Here is a 17,197-nt window from a genome sequence, read left to right on the forward strand (position 1 = left end):
GAACCTTCGTTAAGTGTCAATCCGGCGCGCGTGGGAGGCTCTGGTGGCAGCGCAAGAGACCGACGAACACAAGTACGTCTACGACTTCTCCGAGGGCAACAAGGATCTCAAGGATCTGCTCGGCGGCAAGGGCGCAAACCTCGCCGAGATGACAAACCTCGGCCTGCCCGTTCCGCCCGGCTTCACCATCACCACCGAGGCCTGTCAGGCGTACCTGGCGACCGGGCGGGAGCCGGACGGCCTCGCCGGTCAGATCGAAGCGCACCTGGAGGCGCTGGAACGGACGATGGGCAAGCGCCTCGGCGACCCGCGGGACCCGCTGCTGGTGTCCGTCCGCTCCGGGGCCAAGTTCTCCATGCCCGGCATGATGGAGACCGTCCTCAACGTCGGCCTCAACGACCAGAGCGTGGTCGGGCTCTCCGCGCAAGCGGGTGGAAACGACAGGTTCGCCTGGGACTCCTACCGCCGGCTGATCCAGATGTTCGGCAAGACCGTCTGCGAGGTGCCGGGCGAGGAGTTCGAGCACGCCCTCGACGAGGCCAAGGCCGCCAAGGGCACCTCCAACGACCTGGACCTGGACGCCGGCGACCTGCGGGGGCTTGTCGACGCGTACAAGAAGATCTTCGCCAAGCACACCGGTCGGGAGTTCCCGCAGCAGCCGCGTGAGCAGCTCGACCTGGCCATCCGGGCGGTCTTCGAGTCGTGGAACGCCGAGCGCGCGGTGCTCTACCGCCGCCAGGAGCGCATCCCGGCCGACCTCGGCACCGCTGTCAACGTGGTGACAATGGTCTTCGGCAACCTGGGCCCCGACTCGGGCACCGGCGTCGCCTTCACCCGCGACCCGGGCAGCGGCGCGCAGGGCATCTACGGCGACTACCTGGCCAACGCGCAGGGTGAGGACGTCGTCGCCGGCATCCGCAACACGGTGCCGTTGCAGGAGCTGGAGCAGCTCGACAAGTCCTCCTACGACGAGCTGCTCGGCATCATGGCCCGGCTGGAGGAGCACTACCGGGATCTGTGCGACATCGAGTTCACCATCGAGCGCGGCAAGCTGTGGATGTTGCAGACCCGGGTCGGCAAGCGGACGGCCGCCGCCGCGTTCGTCATCGCCGGGCAGCTCGTCGACGAGGGCCTGATCGACCTGGACGAGGCGCTGCACCGGGTCAACGGCGCGCAGCTCGCCCAGCTCATGTTCCCCCGCTTCCAGCTCGACCACGAGTTCGAGGCGGTCGCCACGGGCATCGGCGCGTCACCCGGCGCGGCGTCCGGCACCGTGGTCTTCACCTCCGCCCGGGCCGTCGAGCTGGCGGCCGAGGGGAAGTCGGTGATCCTGGTCCGCCGGGAGACCAACCCGGACGACCTCAACGGCATGATCGCCGCCCAGGGCATTCTCACCTCGCGCGGCGGCAAGACCAGCCACGCCGCGGTGGTGGCCCGGGGCATGGGCAAGACCTGCGTCTCCGGCGCCGACGCGATCGACGTGAACGTGCCGGCGAAGCGGTTCACAGTGGCCGGACAGACCGTTCACGAGGGCGACGTCGTCTCCATCGACGGCACCACCGGCAAGGTGTACCTCGGTGAGGTGCCGGTCATGCCCTCGGAGGTCGTGCAGTACTTCGAGGGCAGCCTCGACCCCGAGCACATCGACAACGCGCTCGTCCGTGCCGTACACCGGATCATGACGCACGCCGACGGGAAGCGGCGGCTGGCGGTCCGCACGAACGCCGACACCGGCGCGGACGCGGCCCGTGCCCGGCGCTTCGGCGCCGAGGGCATCGGGCTGTGCCGCACCGAGCACATGTTCCTCGGCGACCGGCGGGAGCTGGTCGAGCGGCTGATCCTGGCCCGCGCCGCGGACGAGCGGGAGGCGGCGCTTGAGGCGCTGCTGCCGTTGCAGCGGGACGACTTCGTGGAGATCTTCCGCGAGATGGACGGGCTGCCGGTCACCGTCCGGCTGATCGACCCGCCGCTGCACGAGTTCCTGCCGCCGTTGGAGCAGCTCGCCGTCAACGTCGCGGTCGCGCAGGAACGCGGCGAGGACGTGGCCAAGGAGGAGGCGCTGCTCGCCGCCGTCCGGCGGATGCACGAGGAGAACCCGATGCTCGGGTTGCGTGGCGTACGCCTCGGCCTGGTCATCCCCGGCCTGTTCGCGATGCAGGTCCGGGCCATCGTCGAGGCCGCGGTCGAGTGCGCCAAGCGCGGCGGCGACCCCAAGCCGGAGATCATGGTCCCGCTGGTCGGCGCGGTGCAGGAGCTGGAGACGGTACGCGCCGAGGCCGAGAAGATCATCGAGGAGGTGACCCGGGATAAGGCTGTCGAGGTGCTGATCGGCACGATGATCGAGGTGCCCCGGGCGGCGTTGACCGCCGGCCAGATCGCCGAGGCGGCGCAGTTCTTCTCCTTCGGCACCAACGACCTGACCCAGATGGGCTGGGGCTTCTCCCGCGACGACGTCGAGGGCGCGTTCTTCTGGCGCTACCTGGAGCTGGGCATCTTCGGCATCTCGCCGTTCGAGTCGATCGACCGCGACGGCGTCGGCCGGCTGGTGCGGATCGCCGCCGAGGAGGGCCGGGCCGCCCGACCCGGGCTGAAACTCGGCGTCTGCGGCGAGCACGGCGGCGACCCGGACTCGGTGCACTTCTTCCACGAGGTCGGCCTGGACTACGTCTCCTGCTCGCCGTTCCGGGTGCCGGTGGCACGCCTGGAGGCGGGCCGGGCCGCCGTGGAGACGGACGGGTCGGACAGTCGCTGAGCAGTGGCGGCGGGTCCTGCGGCGCAGCACCGAGGACGGCGGTGGCCTCTACTCGGTGCTCCGCCGCGCCGCCGTGGTCAGCCGCGGCGATGCCGTGGTAGCAGCAGGCTGACTATCGCGATAGCTGGGCCGATCCCGGCTGCCATGAGGAAGACCAGGTCGTAGCCGGCGGCGAGGGCGGCAGGAGTGCCGGCGTCGGCGGCGTCTGTTCCGACCTTGGCGCTGGCGGCTGTGGCGAGTACGGCCAGGGCTACCGAGCCACCTACCTGGCTGGCGGTGTTGGCCAGGCCGCCGATGATGCCCGCGTCGCCTTCGGGTGCGTCGGCGGTGGCCGCAGCCATCAGGGTGGGGAAGGTCAGGCCGATACCGACGGCGATGAGCAGCGTGGGTCCGAGCACGCTTGTGACGTAGTCGCTGTCCGTGTGGGCCTGGCCGAGCCAGCCGAAGCCGGCCACGAAGCAGACACTGCCGGCCAGTACCAGGGGGCGTGCACCGGTTCGGGGCAGCAGGTTGGCGGACACTCGCGCGATCACCACGAACGTCACCGCCGCGGGTGTCTGCCCGAGCCCGGCTTCGAGTGCGCTGTAGCCGAGGGCGTTCTGCATGAACAGCGACGTGAAGTACCACATTGCGATGGCAATCCCGCCGAACAGCAGCAACATGACGTTGCTGACGGCCACCGTCCGGATCGTGAACAGCCGCAGGGGCACCATCGGCTGGGTGGCGACACGCGCTTCCACCACGGCGAAGACGACGAGCAGGAGCAGGCCCGCCACGGCTGGCCCGAGAAACCGCACGGACATCCAGCCGTGGTCGGCGCTTTGCATGATCCCGTAGATCAACGCGGCCAGCCCCGCCGTGCCCGTGACCGCGCCCCCGAGGTCGAGCGATTCTCGCCGGCTGGCTCGCCTGCCGACCAGCGACATCATGGCCTGCACGATCAGCATGGCGCCGATCGGTACGTTGATGAGGAAGACCCATCGCCACGACAGGCCCGTGGTGATGACACCGCCGGCGAGCGCGCCGGCCATCCCGCCCACGCCGCCCGAGGCGGACCACGCGCCGAACGCCCGGGCCCGCGCCTGCGGCTCGGTGAAGTAGGTGTTGATCACGGCCAACGTGGCCGGGGCCAGCATCGCGGCGCCCACGCCCTGCGCGACGCGGGCCCCCACCAGGATCTCCGGAGCGGGCGCGAGGCCACCGACCACACTTGCGGCGGAGAACAGAAACAGCCCGGCGACCAGCATCCGGCGCAGGCCGAACAGGTCGACGGCCCGGCCACCCAGCAGCATGAAGCCGGCGAAAGTAAGCACGTACCCGTTCACCACCCAGGCCAGGCCGGTGGCGGTAAAGCCGAGATCCCGCTGGACCGAGGGCAGCGCAACGTTGACGATGGAAACGTCCAGGATCACCATGAACTGGCAGGCACAGGCCAGCGCCAGGACCATCCAGGAGGATCCGGCCCGCAGCCTGGCCCGCTGAGGTGCGGTGCTGGTGCTTGTCATGACTTCTCTCCCTGCTTGGCCGGCGCTCACGCGGTCCGGGAGGCCGCTCCGGCGAGGGATCCGTGGCTGGTCCCGTCACCCACGACGGCATCGGCGACGACGTGGTCGCCCAGCAGCTGACGCGTGATCGTGGCTAGCCGAAGTCCCTGGTATCTGGCCGCGTCCCGCGCCGCGGCATCGGGGCCGTCTCCGTTCGGGCTGGCCACGTGCGACGTGCCGTAGGGGTTGCCGCCAGCGGCGGACACGACCGGATCGGTGAATCCGGGCGGCACGATCAGCGACCCCCAGTGGTAGAAGACGTTGCTCAGCGACAAGATTGTTGCCTCGCTGCCACCGTGCCGGTTGAACGCCGAGGTGAAGGCGGTCACCGGCTTGTTGGCCAGCTTTCCCTCCCGCCACAGCCCGCCGGCCTGGTCGATGAACTGCTTGAGCTGCGCGGCCGGCGCGCCGAATCGACTCGGCGTCCCGAACGCGTACGCGTCGGCCCATGCCAGGTCATCGAGGGATGCCTGGGCAATCGACGCGGTCGCGTCGGCGTGCCGCCGCCACTGCGGGTCCTGGTCGATCGCGTTGTCGGGTGCCAGCTCGGCGACCCGCCGCAGCCGCACAACGGCCCCGGCCGAGGCGGCCCCCTCGGCGACGGCCTCTGCGAGTGTGTGCACACTGCCTGTCGCGCTGTAGTAGATGACAGCGACCTTCACGGTCATGTCCGGCTCCTCGGTGTTGCTAGAATTAGTTATCCGCATAATGTTATGCGGATAACTAATCTGTCAAGGAGAGTTCGTGGACTTCGAGTACGCCGACGCCCTCAACCAGGCCATCCGCCTGCTGAGCCTGCGCCACCGGGCCAGGGCCGCCACGTTGCTGGCTCCGCTCGGCCTGCACCCCGGCCAAGAGGCACTCCTGCTCGAACTCGACCGGACCGGCCCGAGGATTCAGGCCCAGCTCAGCGAGGCGCTCGGCTGTGAGCCGCCCAGCGTCACGCTCATGACCCGCAAGCTTGAAGCGTCCGGCCACATCCGCCGCAGGCCCGCTCCCTCCGACAGGCGCGCCAGCATCGTCGAACTCACCGACAGCGGCAAGGCGCTTGCCGACCAGGTCAAGGAGTTGTGGCATGGTCTGGCGGAGGAAACCGTGAGCGGCTTGCCCGCCCAGACCGTGGCCGAGCTACCCGCCATCCTCAACGCCATGACCGGCAACGTCGACACCAGGCGCCCGACCACCCACACGGCCGCCGGCTAGTTCTCGTGCGGCAGGCCCGAGCTGTGCCGTCAAGGAGGTTTGGCGTTCTGCGGTCAGATCGGCGGGCGACGCCAGGTGGGTCGTGCCGAGCGGCGTAGCTGCGTCGGCAGGGTCGCCATCGGGGTACGCACGGCCAGCGGCGCGTGCGCGTCGGGCACCGCCGTGGCGCCGATCCCGCCGCCACGGGTGTCCAGTACGCGACCGGCCCGGTGCGCCACCGCCCGGGCTTCCTCGTGCAACCCTTCCAGATCCTCCGCCGCAGATGCGGTGACCAGTGTCAGCAGGGCGCTGCGCCCGGCCGGGTAGGTGACCACGCAGCCGTCGGTGGTGCACACCACCGATTCGCGGAACTCGCCCCGCCGGACCGTGTCGGCGACCCGGTGACCGAGCCCGTAGCTGGCCGCGGCGAGCGCGGCGAGGTGGGTGGCGTCGGTGCTCGGCAGGTCGCTGGAGATGAGCAGCCCGTCCGTGCCGGCCAGCACGGCGCCGGCGACCTCGGGCCGACGTCGGCGCAGCCCGAGCAGTTCCGTTCCCACCACCGTGTCTGCATCCACGAGCGTCTCCCTAGCGGTCGGCTCCGCGTCTCGGTCGTTGGTCACTTTCCGCGCTGGGAACGCTACCGGTGGCCACTTCCGCCCGCGAGCCCGTAACCGACGGCGATCGGTTCACAACTCACAGCCGATCGGCGGTTGTGCGGCCGCCGGTGCTGCGTCGCGGGCAGGTCGAGCGGCATCGGCGGGCGTAACCTTGGCTCGCTCACACACGGCCGACGGTGTCCGCCGTCGACGGGAGAGGTGGTTGTATGACAAGCGTCTGGGAGAACCTGACCATCGACGCCCGCGATCCGGCCCGACTGGCCCGCTGGTGGGCCGAGGCACTCGGGTACCAGGTCGTCGCCGAGAGCCCGGACGAGGTGGAGATCCGCAAGTCCGCCGACCGCCTTCCCGGCCTGGTCTTCGTGCCGGTGACCGACGGCAAGGACCGCAAGAACCGGTTGCATCTCGACCTGCGCCCGGCCGACCAGGAGGCCGAGGTCGAGCGCCTTGTCGACATGGGCGCCCGGCACGTCGACGTCGGTCAGGGTGACGTGGCGTGGACGGTCCTGTCCGACCCGGAGGGCAACGAGTTCTGCGTTCTGCGTGGGAAGTGAATCGCGCCGACGACCGGTTGGTCGCTGAGCCGCCCAAGGACACCGGCCACCGCCGGTCGCCGTACGAGCGTGACCGCGCTCGGGTGCTGCACTCGGCGGCGTTCCGTCGGCTGGCCACCAAGACCCAGGTGCACACGGCCGGCACCGACGACTTCCTGCGGACCCGGCTGACGCACTCGCTGGAGGTGGCCCAGATCGCCCGGGAGATGGGCGCCCGGCTGGGCTGCGACCCGGACGTGGTGGACGTCGCCGGGCTCGCCCACGACCTCGGGCACCCGCCGTTCGGGCACAACGGCGAGGCGGCGCTGGACCTGCTCGCCGCGCCCTGCGGCGGCTTCGAGGGCAACGCGCAGACGCTCCGGGTGGTGACCCGGCTGGAGGCGAAGGTGCTCGCACCGGACGGTTCGTCCGCCGGGCTGAACCTCACCCGGGCGTCGCTCGACGCGATCGGCAAGTACCCCTGGCCGCGCCGCGACGGGCAGCGCAAGTTCGGGGTGTACGCCGACGACGCGGCGGTGTTCGGCTGGATCCGGGCCGGTGCGCCGGGCGACCGGCGCTGCCTGGAGGCGCAGGTGATGGACTGGGCCGACGACGTCGCGTACTCGGTGCACGACGTGGAGGACGGCATCCACGGCGGGTACGTCACGCTGCGCCCGCTGCTCGTGGACGTCGACGAGCGGGCGGCGCTCTGCGCCGACGTGGCCGCCGCCTACTCCGGAGAGTCCGCGACCGATCTGGCCGAGGTGCTCGTCGAGTTGCTGGCCGACCCGCTGCTGGCCCCGCTCGCCTCCTACGACGGCAGCCACCGCGCCCAGGTCGCGCTGAAGGCCACCACGAGCGGTCTGACCGGTCGGTTCGTGTCGGCGGCGGTGGCGGCGACCGAGGAGCGGTACGGCCCCGGGCCGCACCGCCGTTACGCCGCCGATCTGGTGGTGCCGCGACGGGTCCGGGCACAGTGCGCCCTGCTCAAGGGCATCGCCCTGCGTTACGTGATGCGGCGCACCGGCTTCCGGGGTCGCTACGAGCGGCAGCGGACGATGCTTGCCGAGCTGGCGGCGGCGCTGGTCCGGCGGGCGCCGGACGGGCTCGACCCGGTGTTCGCCCCGCTGTGGTCGGCAGCGCCGGACGACGCGGCCCGGCTGCGCGTGGTGATCGACCAGATCGCCTCGCTCACCGACCCGGCGGCGATGAGCTGGCACGCCCGTCTCACTTCCGACGGCGCACCGCCTGAGGCATCCGGGACAACTTAGGCTAACCTAAGTGCATGTCGGAACGCCCAAGGAACGTCACAGCGGTCCAGGTGCTGCGCACCGAGCGACCCACCCCGCACCTGATCCGGCTCGTCCTCGGTGGGGACGAGCTGACCGGCCTGCCGGTGGGCGAGTTCACCGACCACTACATCAAGCTGGTCTTTCCGCACCCCGGCGTCGCGTACCCGCAGCCGCTGGACCTCGCCGCGATCCGCCGGGACCTGCCCCGGGAGCAGTGGCCCCGGCTGCGCGCGTACACCGTGCGACGGTGGGACCCGCTGGCCGGGGAGCTGACCGTGGACGTGGTGCACCACGGCGACGAGGGGCTGGCCGGCCCGTGGGCCGCCGCGCTGCGCCCGGGTGACCCGGTGCACTTCGTCGGCCCCGGCGGGGCGTACGCGCCGGACCCGGACGCGGACTGGCACCTCCTGGTGGGCGACGAGAGCGCCCTGCCGGCGATCGCCGCGGCCCTGGAACGGCTGCCGTTGGGCGCGCCGGCCCGGGTCTTCGTGGAGATCGCCGACCCGGCGGACGAGCAGAAGCTGCTCAGCCCGGGGGCGGTCGAGCTGACCTGGCTGCACCGGGGCGACCGCCCGGTGGGCGAGGCGCTTGTCGCGGCGGTGCGCGAGCTGGAGTTCCCGGCGGGTCGGGTGCACGCGTTCGTGCATGGTGAGGCCGCCTTCGTTCGGGACCTGCGCCGGCTGCTGCGCGGCGAGCGGGGCGTACCCCTCGACCAGCTCTCCATCTCCGGCTACTGGCGGCGGGGCATGGACGACGAGGGCTGGCGCTCCACCAAGGCCGACTGGAACAACCAGGTGGCGGCCGAGGAGGCCACCGCCGCCTGAGGGCCGCTCATCCCTCGGTTGTGCGGTTCGCCGCTCCGGCCCGGTTGAGCCGCCGGCTGAGCAGCACCGCGTACCCGACGACCGCCAGGGCGAGCAGCGCCAGCATCACCCTCGGTCGGTGCACAGTCGCGGTGATCAGGGAGACCGAGAGCACCCCGTAGGCGGAGATCGCCAATCGGGCGAGGCTCGGTCGGGTCCACAACCAGTACAGGGCCAGGCCACACACCGTCCAGACCACCATGGATGCGCCCAGCAGCAGTCGCAGCTCCAGCGGCAGCCGGGCCGCGTCGTCGTCGACCAGCCGGACCACCTGGCCGAGCGCCCAGCCGAGCAGCAGCAGCGCGCCGCCGAGCGGGATGTGCAGGAAGCTGTACGCCTGCCCGCCGCGCAGCCGACTCTGGAGCAGGCGGGTGGTGACGAATGTGGTGTACACCCACCAGACGGCCGCCGGGATCAGGAAGGCCATCGCGGCGGTGAGGATCATGTGGGGCCGAGGGTGGTCCGGCACCGCGAAGAGCAGGCTGGCCAGCGCGCTGCCCAGCACGATGATGGTGAACTGGCCGATCCGTTCCGGGAGGTGCCGGTTGTCCACCGGCCAGCGGTTGAGCCATCGCACGCCGACCCAGGGCGTGGCCAGTTCGATGACCATCGCGACGATCCACAGGACCGGGCGCAGCTGGGTGGGCGTCGTCAGCGACACCAGCCAGATCAGCCAGCCCGCCCCGAAGCCGATCAGGTAGACAGTCGTCACCATGCGGGCCATCGGGCTGGTGGGGCGGGCCCGCAGGTACAGCAGGAGCAGCACGCCCCGCACGATCAGGTACCCGACCGGCAGGAGCACGCTCTCCGGCACCTCGTCCACCCCGAGGGTCATCGCGCCCGCGCCGATCAACGCGACAAGCACCAGCAGCCGGTGCGGCGCGTCGTCCGGGTCGAACCGGGTGTCGTAGTAGACCTGCCCCAGCCAGGCCCACTGGATCACGACGAAGAGCCCGATCACGGCCAGCACGGCCGTCGGCGATGGGCTCGGCTCGTTGCCCAGCCGGGCCACCACCGCCGCCAGCGCGTACACGAAGATGATGTCGAGGAACAGCTCCAACCAGGTGGCGTGCCGGTGGCCGGCCTCGTCGGCTCGCGGGACCAGTTGGCGCAGCCCCATCCGACCGGCCAACCAACTCGGCAGTCGGGGAGCTCCGGTCCGTACCCTGCGCATCTGGTCATGGTCCCCGCGCGGGCCCGGCGGCCGGGCCGGAACCGCCCAGCTGGCAGCGGCGGTCGCCACACCGGCGTCCCCCGGCCGGCGTGTCGCCGGTCCGGCAGGGCAGGATGTACGCCGAGGGGGTGGCGCATGGCTGGGCGGATCCGGGACGAGGACATCGCACTGGTCCGGGAACGCACCTCGATCGGGGATGTGATCTCCGAGACGGTCACCCTGAAGTCCGCCGGCGGCGGCAACCTCAAGGGCCTGTGCCCGTTCCACGACGAGAAGAGCCCGTCGTTCAACGTCTCGCCGGCCCGCAACGTCTGGTACTGCTTCGGCTGCGGCGCGGGCGGCGACGCGATCAAGTTCCTGATGGACGCGGAGCACCTCAGCTTCGTCGAGTCCGTCGAGCGGCTGGCCGGGCGTGCCGGCATCCAGCTGCGCTACGTCGAGGACGACCGCAGCACCCCGCGTCCCCGCCCGCAGCAGGGCCAGCGTCAGCGCCTGGTCGCCGCGCACGCCGCCGCCGTCGAGTTCTACCGGGCGCAGCTCAGCACCGCCGGGGCCCGGCCCGCCCGGGAGTTCCTGGCCCAACGGGGCTTCGACCGGGCCGCCGCCGAGCGCTACGGGTGCGGGTTCGCGCCGGAGGGCTGGGACCTGCTCACCAAGCACCTGCGTCAGCAGGGCTTCACCCACCAGGAGCTGGTCACCGCCGGCCTGTCCCGGGAGTCCCGCTCGGGCACGCTCATCGACCGGTTCCGGCGTCGACTGCTCTGGCCGATCCGCGACCTGGCCGGCGACGTGATCGGCTTCGGGGCGCGCAAGCTCTTCGACGACGACGACGGCCCGAAGTACCTGAACACCCCCGAGACGCCGATCTACAAGAAGTCGCACGTGCTCTACGGCATCGACCAGGCGAAGCGGGAGATCGCCAAGCAGGGCCGGGCGGTGATCGTCGAGGGTTACACCGACGTGATGGCCTGCCACCTGGCCGGGGTTCCGACGGCGGTGGCGACCTGCGGCACCGCGTTCGGCGCGGACCACATCGGGGTGCTGCGCCGGCTCCTGCTGGACACCGATTCGGTGGCCGGCGAGATCATCTTCACCTTCGACGGGGACGCCGCCGGGCAGAAGGCGGCACTGCGTGCCTTCGCCGACGACCAGCGCTTCGTGGGCCGGACCTTCATCGCGGTCAGCCCCGACAACATGGATCCGTGCGACCTGCGCCTGGCCAAGGGCGACCTCGCGGTCCGCGACCTGGTGGCCCGGCGCGAGCCCCTTGTCGACTTCGCGCTGCGTCACGTCATCAGCCGCTACGACCTGGACACCGTCGACGGCCGGGTCGAGGCGATGCGCCGGGCCGCGCCGCTTGTCGCGCAACTGAAAGACCGGGAGAAGCGCCCGGAGTACGTCCGCAAGCTCGCCATGGACCTCGGGATGGAGATCGAGCCGGTGCAGCGGGCGGTGCTCGCCGCCGCCAACACTCCGCCGCCCGGCGACCGGGAGGCCGCATCCGCTCCGCGTTCGGCCCCGGCCCGCCCCGAGCCGGCCGTGGACAGCCCGCAGTCGATGGTCGAGCGCGAGGCGTTGAAGCTCGCCCTGCAACAGCCGGTTCTGGCCGGGCCGATGTTCGACGCGGTGGAGGCCACCGAGTACCGCCACCCGATGCACGTCTCCGTGCGGGCGGCGATCGCGGCGGCCGGTGGGGCGGTTTCGGCGACCGGCGGCGCCGTGTGGATCGAGAAGGTCCGTGACGCCTGCGACGACCTGGCCTCGGCGGCGCTGGTAGGCGAGCTGGCCGTGGAGCCGCTGCGGATCGACGGCGAACCGGACCCGCGCTACGTGTCGATCACCATGGCCCGGGTGCAGTTCGGGTCGGTGACGGCCCGCATCCGCGACCTCAAGTCGCGCATCCAGCGGATCAACCCGGTCAACAACAAGGACGAGTATTTTGCCGCCTTCGGCGAACTGCTGTCGCTGGAGCAGCATGCGCGGGCGTTGCGCGAGCAGGCCGCGGGAGGGCTCTAGATGGCACTGTTCAGCCGCAAGCCGAAGCTGCCGCCGGCCGACCGGCCGCCGCTGGCCGCCGACGAGCGGGTGCTCGCCTGGTCGGCGGCCGGCAACGGCGAGGGCGACGGGGTCGTCGTGGCCAGCAACCTCGGTCTGTGGCTGCCCGGGCGGGGGCACCGCATCGGTTGGCACGACGTCCTCAAGGCGGTCTGGTCCGGTCGGGAGCTGACCGTCACGCCCGCCGAGACGGTCGTCGAGCGCGACGGCTACACGGTGGTCGCCGACGGGCCGGCCGAGACGTACCTGCTGCTCGACCCGGGTGAGCTGCCGCACCAGGTGCGGGCGCGGGTGACACGCTCCGTCGCGTACACCGAACGCCACCAGGTGCCCGGCGGCGCGGCCCGGGTCGCGGCCCGGCGGGTGGCGGGCGTGGACGGTCTGACCTGGACGGTCCGCCTCGATCCCGGCACCCCGGCGGACGACGCGGCACTGCTCGACGAGACCGACCGGCTGGTCGCCGCCGCGCGGGCCGCCACCGCCGGAGTGGACGGCTGACGCATATTCGCGTGGAGGTCTGTCGGACCTGGCGGTTAGGGTCGGGCGGTGACTTCGGGGCGACCACTGATTCAGGCTCGTGGGCTGGTGAAGCGGTTCGGTGACTTCACCGCCGTCGACGGCATCGACGTCGAGGTGCGCTCGGGTGAGGCGTTCGGGTTCCTCGGGCCCAACGGCGCCGGCAAGTCCTCCACCATGCGGATGGTCGGCTGCATCTCCCCACCCAGCGGCGGCGAGCTGCGCATCCTCGACCTGGATCCGGTCCGTGACGGGCCGGCGATCCGGGCCCGCCTCGGCGTGTGCCCGCAGATGGACAATCTCGATCCGGAGCTGACCGTCCGGGAAAACCTCATGGTGTACGCCCGCTACTTCGGCATCTCCCGTCGGGTGGCCCGGGAGCGGGCCGCCGAGCTGCTCGACTTCGTTCAGCTCACCGAGCGGGCCGACAGCTTGGTCGAGCCGCTCTCCGGTGGGATGAAACGTCGTCTGACCATCGCCCGCGCGCTTGTCAACGACCCGGAGATCGTGCTGCTCGACGAGCCGACCACCGGGCTCGACCCGCAGGCCCGGCACCTGGTGTGGGAGCGGCTGTTCCGGCTCAAGCAGCAGGGCGTGACGCTCGTGCTCACCACGCACTACATGGACGAGGCCGAGCAGCTCTGCGACCGGCTGGTGGTCATGGACGGCGGGCGGATCGTCGCCGAGGGTTCACCCCGGGCGCTGATCGAGGAGCACTCCACCCGCGAGGTGGTCGAGCTGCGTTTCGCGGCCGAGTCGCAGGAGCCCTTCGCCGGCAAGCTCGACGGTCTGGGGGAGCGGGTCGAGGTGCTGCCCGACCGGGTCCTGCTCTACGTCCCCGACGGTGACGCGGCGGTCGCCGAGGTCACGGCGTTGGGGCTCAACCCGGCCAACGTGCTGGTGCGGCGCAGCGGCCTGGAGGACGTCTTCCTGCACCTGACCGGCCGCACCCTGATCGACTGACGGGCCCGGCCCCCGATCGTCCCGGCTGGCCGATCCCTTGCCGTCGGAAGCAGAGTGCGGGCGATCATGATCATGCGTACCATCGGCGGGCCCGGTCGAGGCACCTGCCCGACCTGAGGCTCGATCACGGGGGTTTCATGTCCACGCAGGTGACCATTAGCCGGCATCAAGCCGGGCTGACCGCTCTCTACCTGGGCATCTTCGCGATGGTCTGGTTCAGCGTGCCGGCGGCCGAGCAGCCGTTGCGCGCTCTGCTGGTGGTGGGCAGCCTCGCCGCGCTCCTCACGGCCGTGCTGGGCGGCATGCTGTCGGCCCGCACCCGGGGCACGAGCGGCCCCCGGAACCGGGCGACCGACCGCCGTTACCTGCTCATCGTCATCGTCGAGTTCGTCGCCGCCGGGCTGGGAGCAGCCGTCCTGGTCGCCGCCGGCTGGTCCGCGTACGTCCCGGTGCTGGTCTGCCTGATCGTCGGGCTGCACTTCTTCCCCCTTTCCCCGCTACTGGCGGACCCACTGCTGCGACCACTCGGCGTCGCGCTGTGCGTCGTGGCGGCGGCGGGTCTCGTCGTCGGGCTCGCCTCGGCGGTGTCCGCCGGTCTGGTGATCGGCACGGGTGCGGGTGTGCTGCTGCTCGGCTACGCCGTGCAGTCGCTGGTCCGCGCGCACCGGCCTGCCTGACGCGCGTCTGCCGGCAAGCTCGACGCCGTGGGGGAGCGGGTCGAGGTGCTGCCCGGCCCGCCGCTCGACGCGCAGATCTTGGACAGTTTCCGTCCGCAGCTGACGGAAACTGTCCAAGGTCTGCTCTCCGGTCATCGGGCCCTGGCCCAGGTGAGGAAGCGGTCGCGCAGGCGGTCGTGCCCGAGCTGGTCTGTGAGGTCCCCGTCCGCCTCCTGAAGCAGCGTGGCGAGGTAGACCAGCAGGCCCGTGCGGTTGCCGCGGTACTCGCCCAGCAACGCCAGCCGCGCGGGGGAGCACGGCCAGCCTGCGCCGCAGACCCGGCAGCGCCAGGACGGTCGCGCTGCCACGTGCGGGCGGTACCGGGGCATCAGCGGCTGCCCCGGCGCCGCGCCAACCAGTGGCCGCCGTCCGGGCGGGCGCGTCGCCGGCACCTGAGTCGCACGGTGAAACCTCCGTCGGGTGGGAGGGGAGCGCCCCGGACCGTGGTCACGGGACGCTCCCGGCCTGGTTCCGCCCGCCGTCCCTTGCCCGTGAGCGGTTCCGCTGCGTGACAGTCTGCTGAAGATCCGACTACCGTGGGAGGTCGCGCGCGCCGACGACAAGTGCGTGCGGTGATCGGCCGGGCACGGTCCGAAGATGTACGGAGGCTGTCCGTGGAGAGTTCGTCCATGCTGGAGCACTTCGCGGAGGAATTGCGGCTGGCCCGCGCTGCCAACGGCATGTCCCAGGCGACGCTCGCCGAGGCCCTGAGCTATTCGGGGGCGCTTGTCGCGAAGGTGGAGACGTCCGAGCGGCGGCCGAGCCTGGACTTCGCGCGACGGTGTGACGCCGTGTTCGCGGCCGACGGGCGCTTCGAACGCATCCAGCGGCGGATCAGCCGGGAGGCAGTGGTGCCGTGGTTCCGCGACTGGGCCGGCATCGAGCAGGAAACCACCGCGCTGCGGTCATTCGAGCCGCTGTGTGTGCCAGGTCTGTTGCAGACCGAGGGGTACGCTCGCGCGCTACTGACTGGCGGCGGGCTGTTCGCGGAGGACGAGGTCGAACAGCAGGTGGCTACCCGGCTGGACCGCCAGGGACTGCTCACCCGCGATCGGCCTCCGCTGCTCACTGCCGTGATCGACGAGCATGTGCTGCGCCGCTCCGTTGGTGGGCCGGAAGTGATGCGCGAGCAGATTCAGCACCTCGTGAAACTTGGCTCCGCGCTCCCCAGAGTCCGAATCCAGGTCGTGCCAATCGCTGCCGGCGCTTACGTCGGGCTCGGTGGACCCTTCGTGATCGCTACATCGCGGCAGGGGGAGGACCTTGTTTACCTCGCTGGCCAGCGTCACGGGCAGGTCATCGACCGCACCGAGTACGTCCGTCAGATGGTCGAGGTGTGGGAGTCGATCCGTGGTGAGGCACTATCGCACAGGCAGTCCCTCGATCTCCTGGCGGAAGTAGCAGAGACATGGATTTGACCGGTGCCCGGTGGCGCAAGAGCATCCGTAGCGGCCCCGATGGCGGCAACTGCGTGGAGGTGGCCGACAACCTGTCCGGGTTGGTGGCCGTTCGTGACTCGAAGGACCCGACCGGCCCGGTGCTGGTCTTCGCGCCGGACGCGTGGCGGGCGTTCGTCGGGCTCGGCGCCGTTCGCGCAGGCTGATCAACTCTAGGTCGGCGGTACGGCGGTGTCCTGGCAGCGGGATGCCGCGACATCGCCGATGTGGAGTGGATCATCTCGTCAAGGCGCCGCAAGCACGGCGGGATCCCGCCACTTCGCCGATGTGGAGTGGATCATCGCGTCAAGGCGCCGCAAGCTCGGCGGGATCCCGCCACTTCGCCGATGTGGAGGGTGCCGAGGTCGTCGCCCCGGGACCCGCCGGGTGGATCGTGGCGTCACTGTGCCGCGAGCGGGGCGGGCTGCCGCCGCTCGCCGGTCGCTGGCGCCTCGGAGCGCCCCGGCCGCCTAGATCGACTCGGTTTCCTGCAAATCGCGGTGTCGCACAGGTGTGGACACCCCGGTTTCCAAAAACCCGAGTCGATCATGAGCGCGAGCGCAGCCGGATCTCCCGATTTCGGTGAACCCGAGTCGATCATGCGGACGCGAGTGCGTCGGGACACCGCGGTTTCGGTGAACCCGAGTCGATCACCAGCGCCAGCAGCCCAAAACCTGGGCGACACGTCGATGGGGGCGTCGTAGGGTGACCGGCGGCCTGTCGTACCCCGGGGGTAGGAAGGTCGGGGACGGGGGTGGTCGTGGTGAGTGTGGCGCAGCGGTCGCGGGTGCAGTGGGTGCCGGCGTACGCGGTGTTCGAGCACAACCTGGTCGGGCTTCGTCGCACCTGGCGGGCCGGGGTGTTCTCGTCGTTCCTGCTGCCGGTGCTCACCGTGCTCGGCTTCGGGCTGGGCGTCGGTTCGTACATCGACCAGGGCGTCGACGGGGCGCGCTATCTCGACTGGCTGGTCCCCGGGCTGATCGCCTCGACGGCGCTCCAGGTCACCGTGGGCGACTCGACGTGGCCGGTGTTCAGCAAGTTCCAGTGGGTCAAGACCTACTTCGCGCAGACGGCGTCGCCGCTGCGGGTCGGTGACATCCTGGCCGGGCAACTGGCCTTCGTGCTGTTCCGGGTGCTCACGACGAGCGCGGCGTTCCTGCTGGTCACCGGGCTGTTCGGGGCGTTGCGGTCGCCGTGGGCGGTGGCCACCCTGCCGGTGGTGGTGCTGCTCGGGCTGGCCGTGGCCGCGCCTACCTTCGCGTACGCCGCGGTGGTGTCCAGCGACAGTTGGCTGGCGATGCTGTTCCGGTTCGCGGTCATCCCGATGACGCTGTTCGCCGGCGTGTTCTTTCCGGTCGAGTCGCTGCCCGAGGCGCTGCGCTGGCTGGCGTACGTGACGCCGCTGTGGCACGCCGTCGACCTGTGCCGCGCGGCGACCCTCGGTGTTGCTCCACAGTGGTCCGTCGCCGGGCACCTGCTCTACCTGGCTGCCTGGGCCGCCGCCGGTTACCTGCTGGCGCTGCGCACCTTCCGCCGCAAGCTCGTCGTGTAGGG

At 71.2% G+C, this 17,197-nt stretch carries 16 protein-coding genes and 1 pseudogene; 12 read left to right on the forward strand and 5 right to left on the reverse strand.

The genetic code is table 11. The annotated features are described in order from the left end of the window. The first annotated feature begins 43 nt into the window (after window positions 1–43). Window positions 44–2,752: a pyruvate, phosphate dikinase gene (gene ppdK, locus ACGFIE_RS17535; RefSeq protein WP_393295774.1), complete on the forward strand. Its 2,709-nt coding sequence runs from the start codon at window positions 44–46 to the stop codon at window positions 2,750–2,752. A 77-nt stretch (window positions 2,753–2,829) separates the two neighbouring features. Here the strand turns inward: ppdK and ACGFIE_RS17540 are convergent, their stop codons facing one another. Both ACGFIE_RS17540 and wrbA read right to left on the reverse strand, forming a co-directional pair. After that, window positions 2,830–4,257 (reverse strand): MFS transporter, encoded by a 1,428-nt coding sequence (locus ACGFIE_RS17540; RefSeq protein ID WP_393295776.1) that lies wholly within the window; start codon window positions 4,255–4,257, stop codon window positions 2,830–2,832. Between the two features lie 26 nt (window positions 4,258–4,283). Further along, window positions 4,284–4,964, reverse strand: a complete 681-nt coding sequence (wrbA, locus tag ACGFIE_RS17545; RefSeq protein WP_393295778.1) for an NAD(P)H:quinone oxidoreductase — start codon at window positions 4,962–4,964, stop codon at window positions 4,284–4,286. A 76-nt stretch (window positions 4,965–5,040) separates the two neighbouring features. Here wrbA and ACGFIE_RS17550 point away from each other — a divergent pair, with 76 nt between their 5' ends. Continuing rightward, a complete protein-coding gene (locus ACGFIE_RS17550) occupies window positions 5,041–5,499 on the forward strand; it encodes a MarR family winged helix-turn-helix transcriptional regulator (RefSeq protein WP_393295780.1) in 459 nt (152 codons plus the stop codon). Window positions 5,500–5,552: 53 nt separating this feature from the next. Here ACGFIE_RS17550 and ACGFIE_RS17555 read toward each other — a convergent pair whose 3' ends face one another. Continuing rightward, window positions 5,553–6,053 (reverse strand): roadblock/LC7 domain-containing protein, encoded by a 501-nt coding sequence (locus tag ACGFIE_RS17555; protein ID WP_393295782.1) that lies wholly within the window; start codon window positions 6,051–6,053, stop codon window positions 5,553–5,555. A gap of 248 nt (window positions 6,054–6,301) precedes the next feature. Between ACGFIE_RS17555 and ACGFIE_RS17560 the strand changes: the two genes are divergently transcribed. The 3 genes from ACGFIE_RS17560 to ACGFIE_RS17570 are packed head-to-tail and all read left to right on the forward strand — an operon-like array spanning window position 6,302 to window position 8,744. Beyond that, complete coding sequence (locus ACGFIE_RS17560) at window positions 6,302–6,649, forward strand: VOC family protein (RefSeq protein ID WP_393295784.1); 348 nt, start codon at window positions 6,302–6,304, stop codon at window positions 6,647–6,649. Next, window positions 6,646–7,899, forward strand: a complete 1,254-nt coding sequence (locus ACGFIE_RS17565; protein ID WP_393295786.1) for a deoxyguanosinetriphosphate triphosphohydrolase — start codon at window positions 6,646–6,648, stop codon at window positions 7,897–7,899. The genes ACGFIE_RS17560 and ACGFIE_RS17565 overlap by 4 nt, the downstream gene beginning before the upstream one ends. A gap of 14 nt (window positions 7,900–7,913) precedes the next feature. Further along, entirely contained in the window at window positions 7,914–8,744 is an 831-nt protein-coding gene (locus ACGFIE_RS17570; protein WP_393295788.1) for a siderophore-interacting protein, read from the forward strand. Between the two features lie 7 nt (window positions 8,745–8,751). Here the strand turns inward: ACGFIE_RS17570 and ACGFIE_RS17575 are convergent, their stop codons facing one another. After that, window positions 8,752–9,957, reverse strand: a complete 1,206-nt coding sequence (locus ACGFIE_RS17575; RefSeq protein ID WP_393295790.1) for a low temperature requirement protein A — start codon at window positions 9,955–9,957, stop codon at window positions 8,752–8,754. Between the two features lie 113 nt (window positions 9,958–10,070). Here ACGFIE_RS17575 and dnaG point away from each other — a divergent pair. The 4 genes and pseudogenes from dnaG (at window position 10,071) to ACGFIE_RS17595 (ending at window position 14,168) form a co-directional block, all read left to right on the forward strand. Continuing rightward, a pseudogene (dnaG, locus tag ACGFIE_RS17580) lies at window positions 10,071–11,973 on the forward strand (DNA primase). Further along, complete coding sequence (locus ACGFIE_RS17585) at window positions 11,974–12,510, forward strand: hypothetical protein (RefSeq protein WP_393295792.1); 537 nt, start codon at window positions 11,974–11,976, stop codon at window positions 12,508–12,510. It begins immediately after the preceding pseudogene. Between the two features lie 48 nt (window positions 12,511–12,558). Further along, window positions 12,559–13,491, forward strand: coding sequence for an ABC transporter ATP-binding protein (locus ACGFIE_RS17590; protein ID WP_393295794.1), 933 nt, complete (start codon window positions 12,559–12,561; stop codon window positions 13,489–13,491). A 137-nt stretch (window positions 13,492–13,628) separates the two neighbouring features. After that, window positions 13,629–14,168 (forward strand): hypothetical protein, encoded by a 540-nt coding sequence (locus ACGFIE_RS17595; RefSeq protein WP_393295796.1) that lies wholly within the window; start codon window positions 13,629–13,631, stop codon window positions 14,166–14,168. 131 nt (window positions 14,169–14,299) lie between these two features. Here the strand turns inward: ACGFIE_RS17595 and ACGFIE_RS17600 are convergent, their stop codons facing one another. Continuing rightward, on the reverse strand, window positions 14,300–14,515 hold the full coding sequence (locus tag ACGFIE_RS17600; protein ID WP_393295798.1) for a flavin reductase: 216 nt from the start codon (window positions 14,513–14,515) through the stop codon (window positions 14,300–14,302). Between the two features lie 321 nt (window positions 14,516–14,836). Here ACGFIE_RS17600 and ACGFIE_RS17605 point away from each other — a divergent pair, with 321 nt between their 5' ends. The 3 genes from ACGFIE_RS17605 to ACGFIE_RS17615 all read left to right on the forward strand — a co-directional run bounded on the left by ACGFIE_RS17605 (window position 14,837) and on the right by ACGFIE_RS17615 (window position 17,195). Further along, window positions 14,837–15,625: a Scr1 family TA system antitoxin-like transcriptional regulator gene (locus ACGFIE_RS17605; RefSeq protein WP_393295800.1), complete on the forward strand. Its 789-nt coding sequence runs from the start codon at window positions 14,837–14,839 to the stop codon at window positions 15,623–15,625. Further along, the gene (locus ACGFIE_RS17610; protein WP_393295802.1) at window positions 15,616–15,810 is read left to right on the forward strand and encodes a DUF397 domain-containing protein; all 195 of its coding nucleotides are present in this window, start codon (window positions 15,616–15,618) and stop codon (window positions 15,808–15,810) included. The genes ACGFIE_RS17605 and ACGFIE_RS17610 overlap by 10 nt, the downstream gene beginning before the upstream one ends. Before the next feature lie 587 nt (window positions 15,811–16,397). Continuing rightward, window positions 16,398–17,195: an ABC transporter permease gene (locus tag ACGFIE_RS17615; RefSeq protein WP_393295804.1), complete on the forward strand. Its 798-nt coding sequence runs from the start codon at window positions 16,398–16,400 to the stop codon at window positions 17,193–17,195. The last annotated feature ends 2 nt before the right edge of the window (window positions 17,196–17,197 follow it).

Origin of the sequence: Micromonospora sp. NPDC049275 (genome assembly GCF_043197115.1) — a bacterium.
Classification (GTDB): Bacteria; Actinomycetota; Actinomycetes; order Mycobacteriales; family Micromonosporaceae; genus Micromonospora.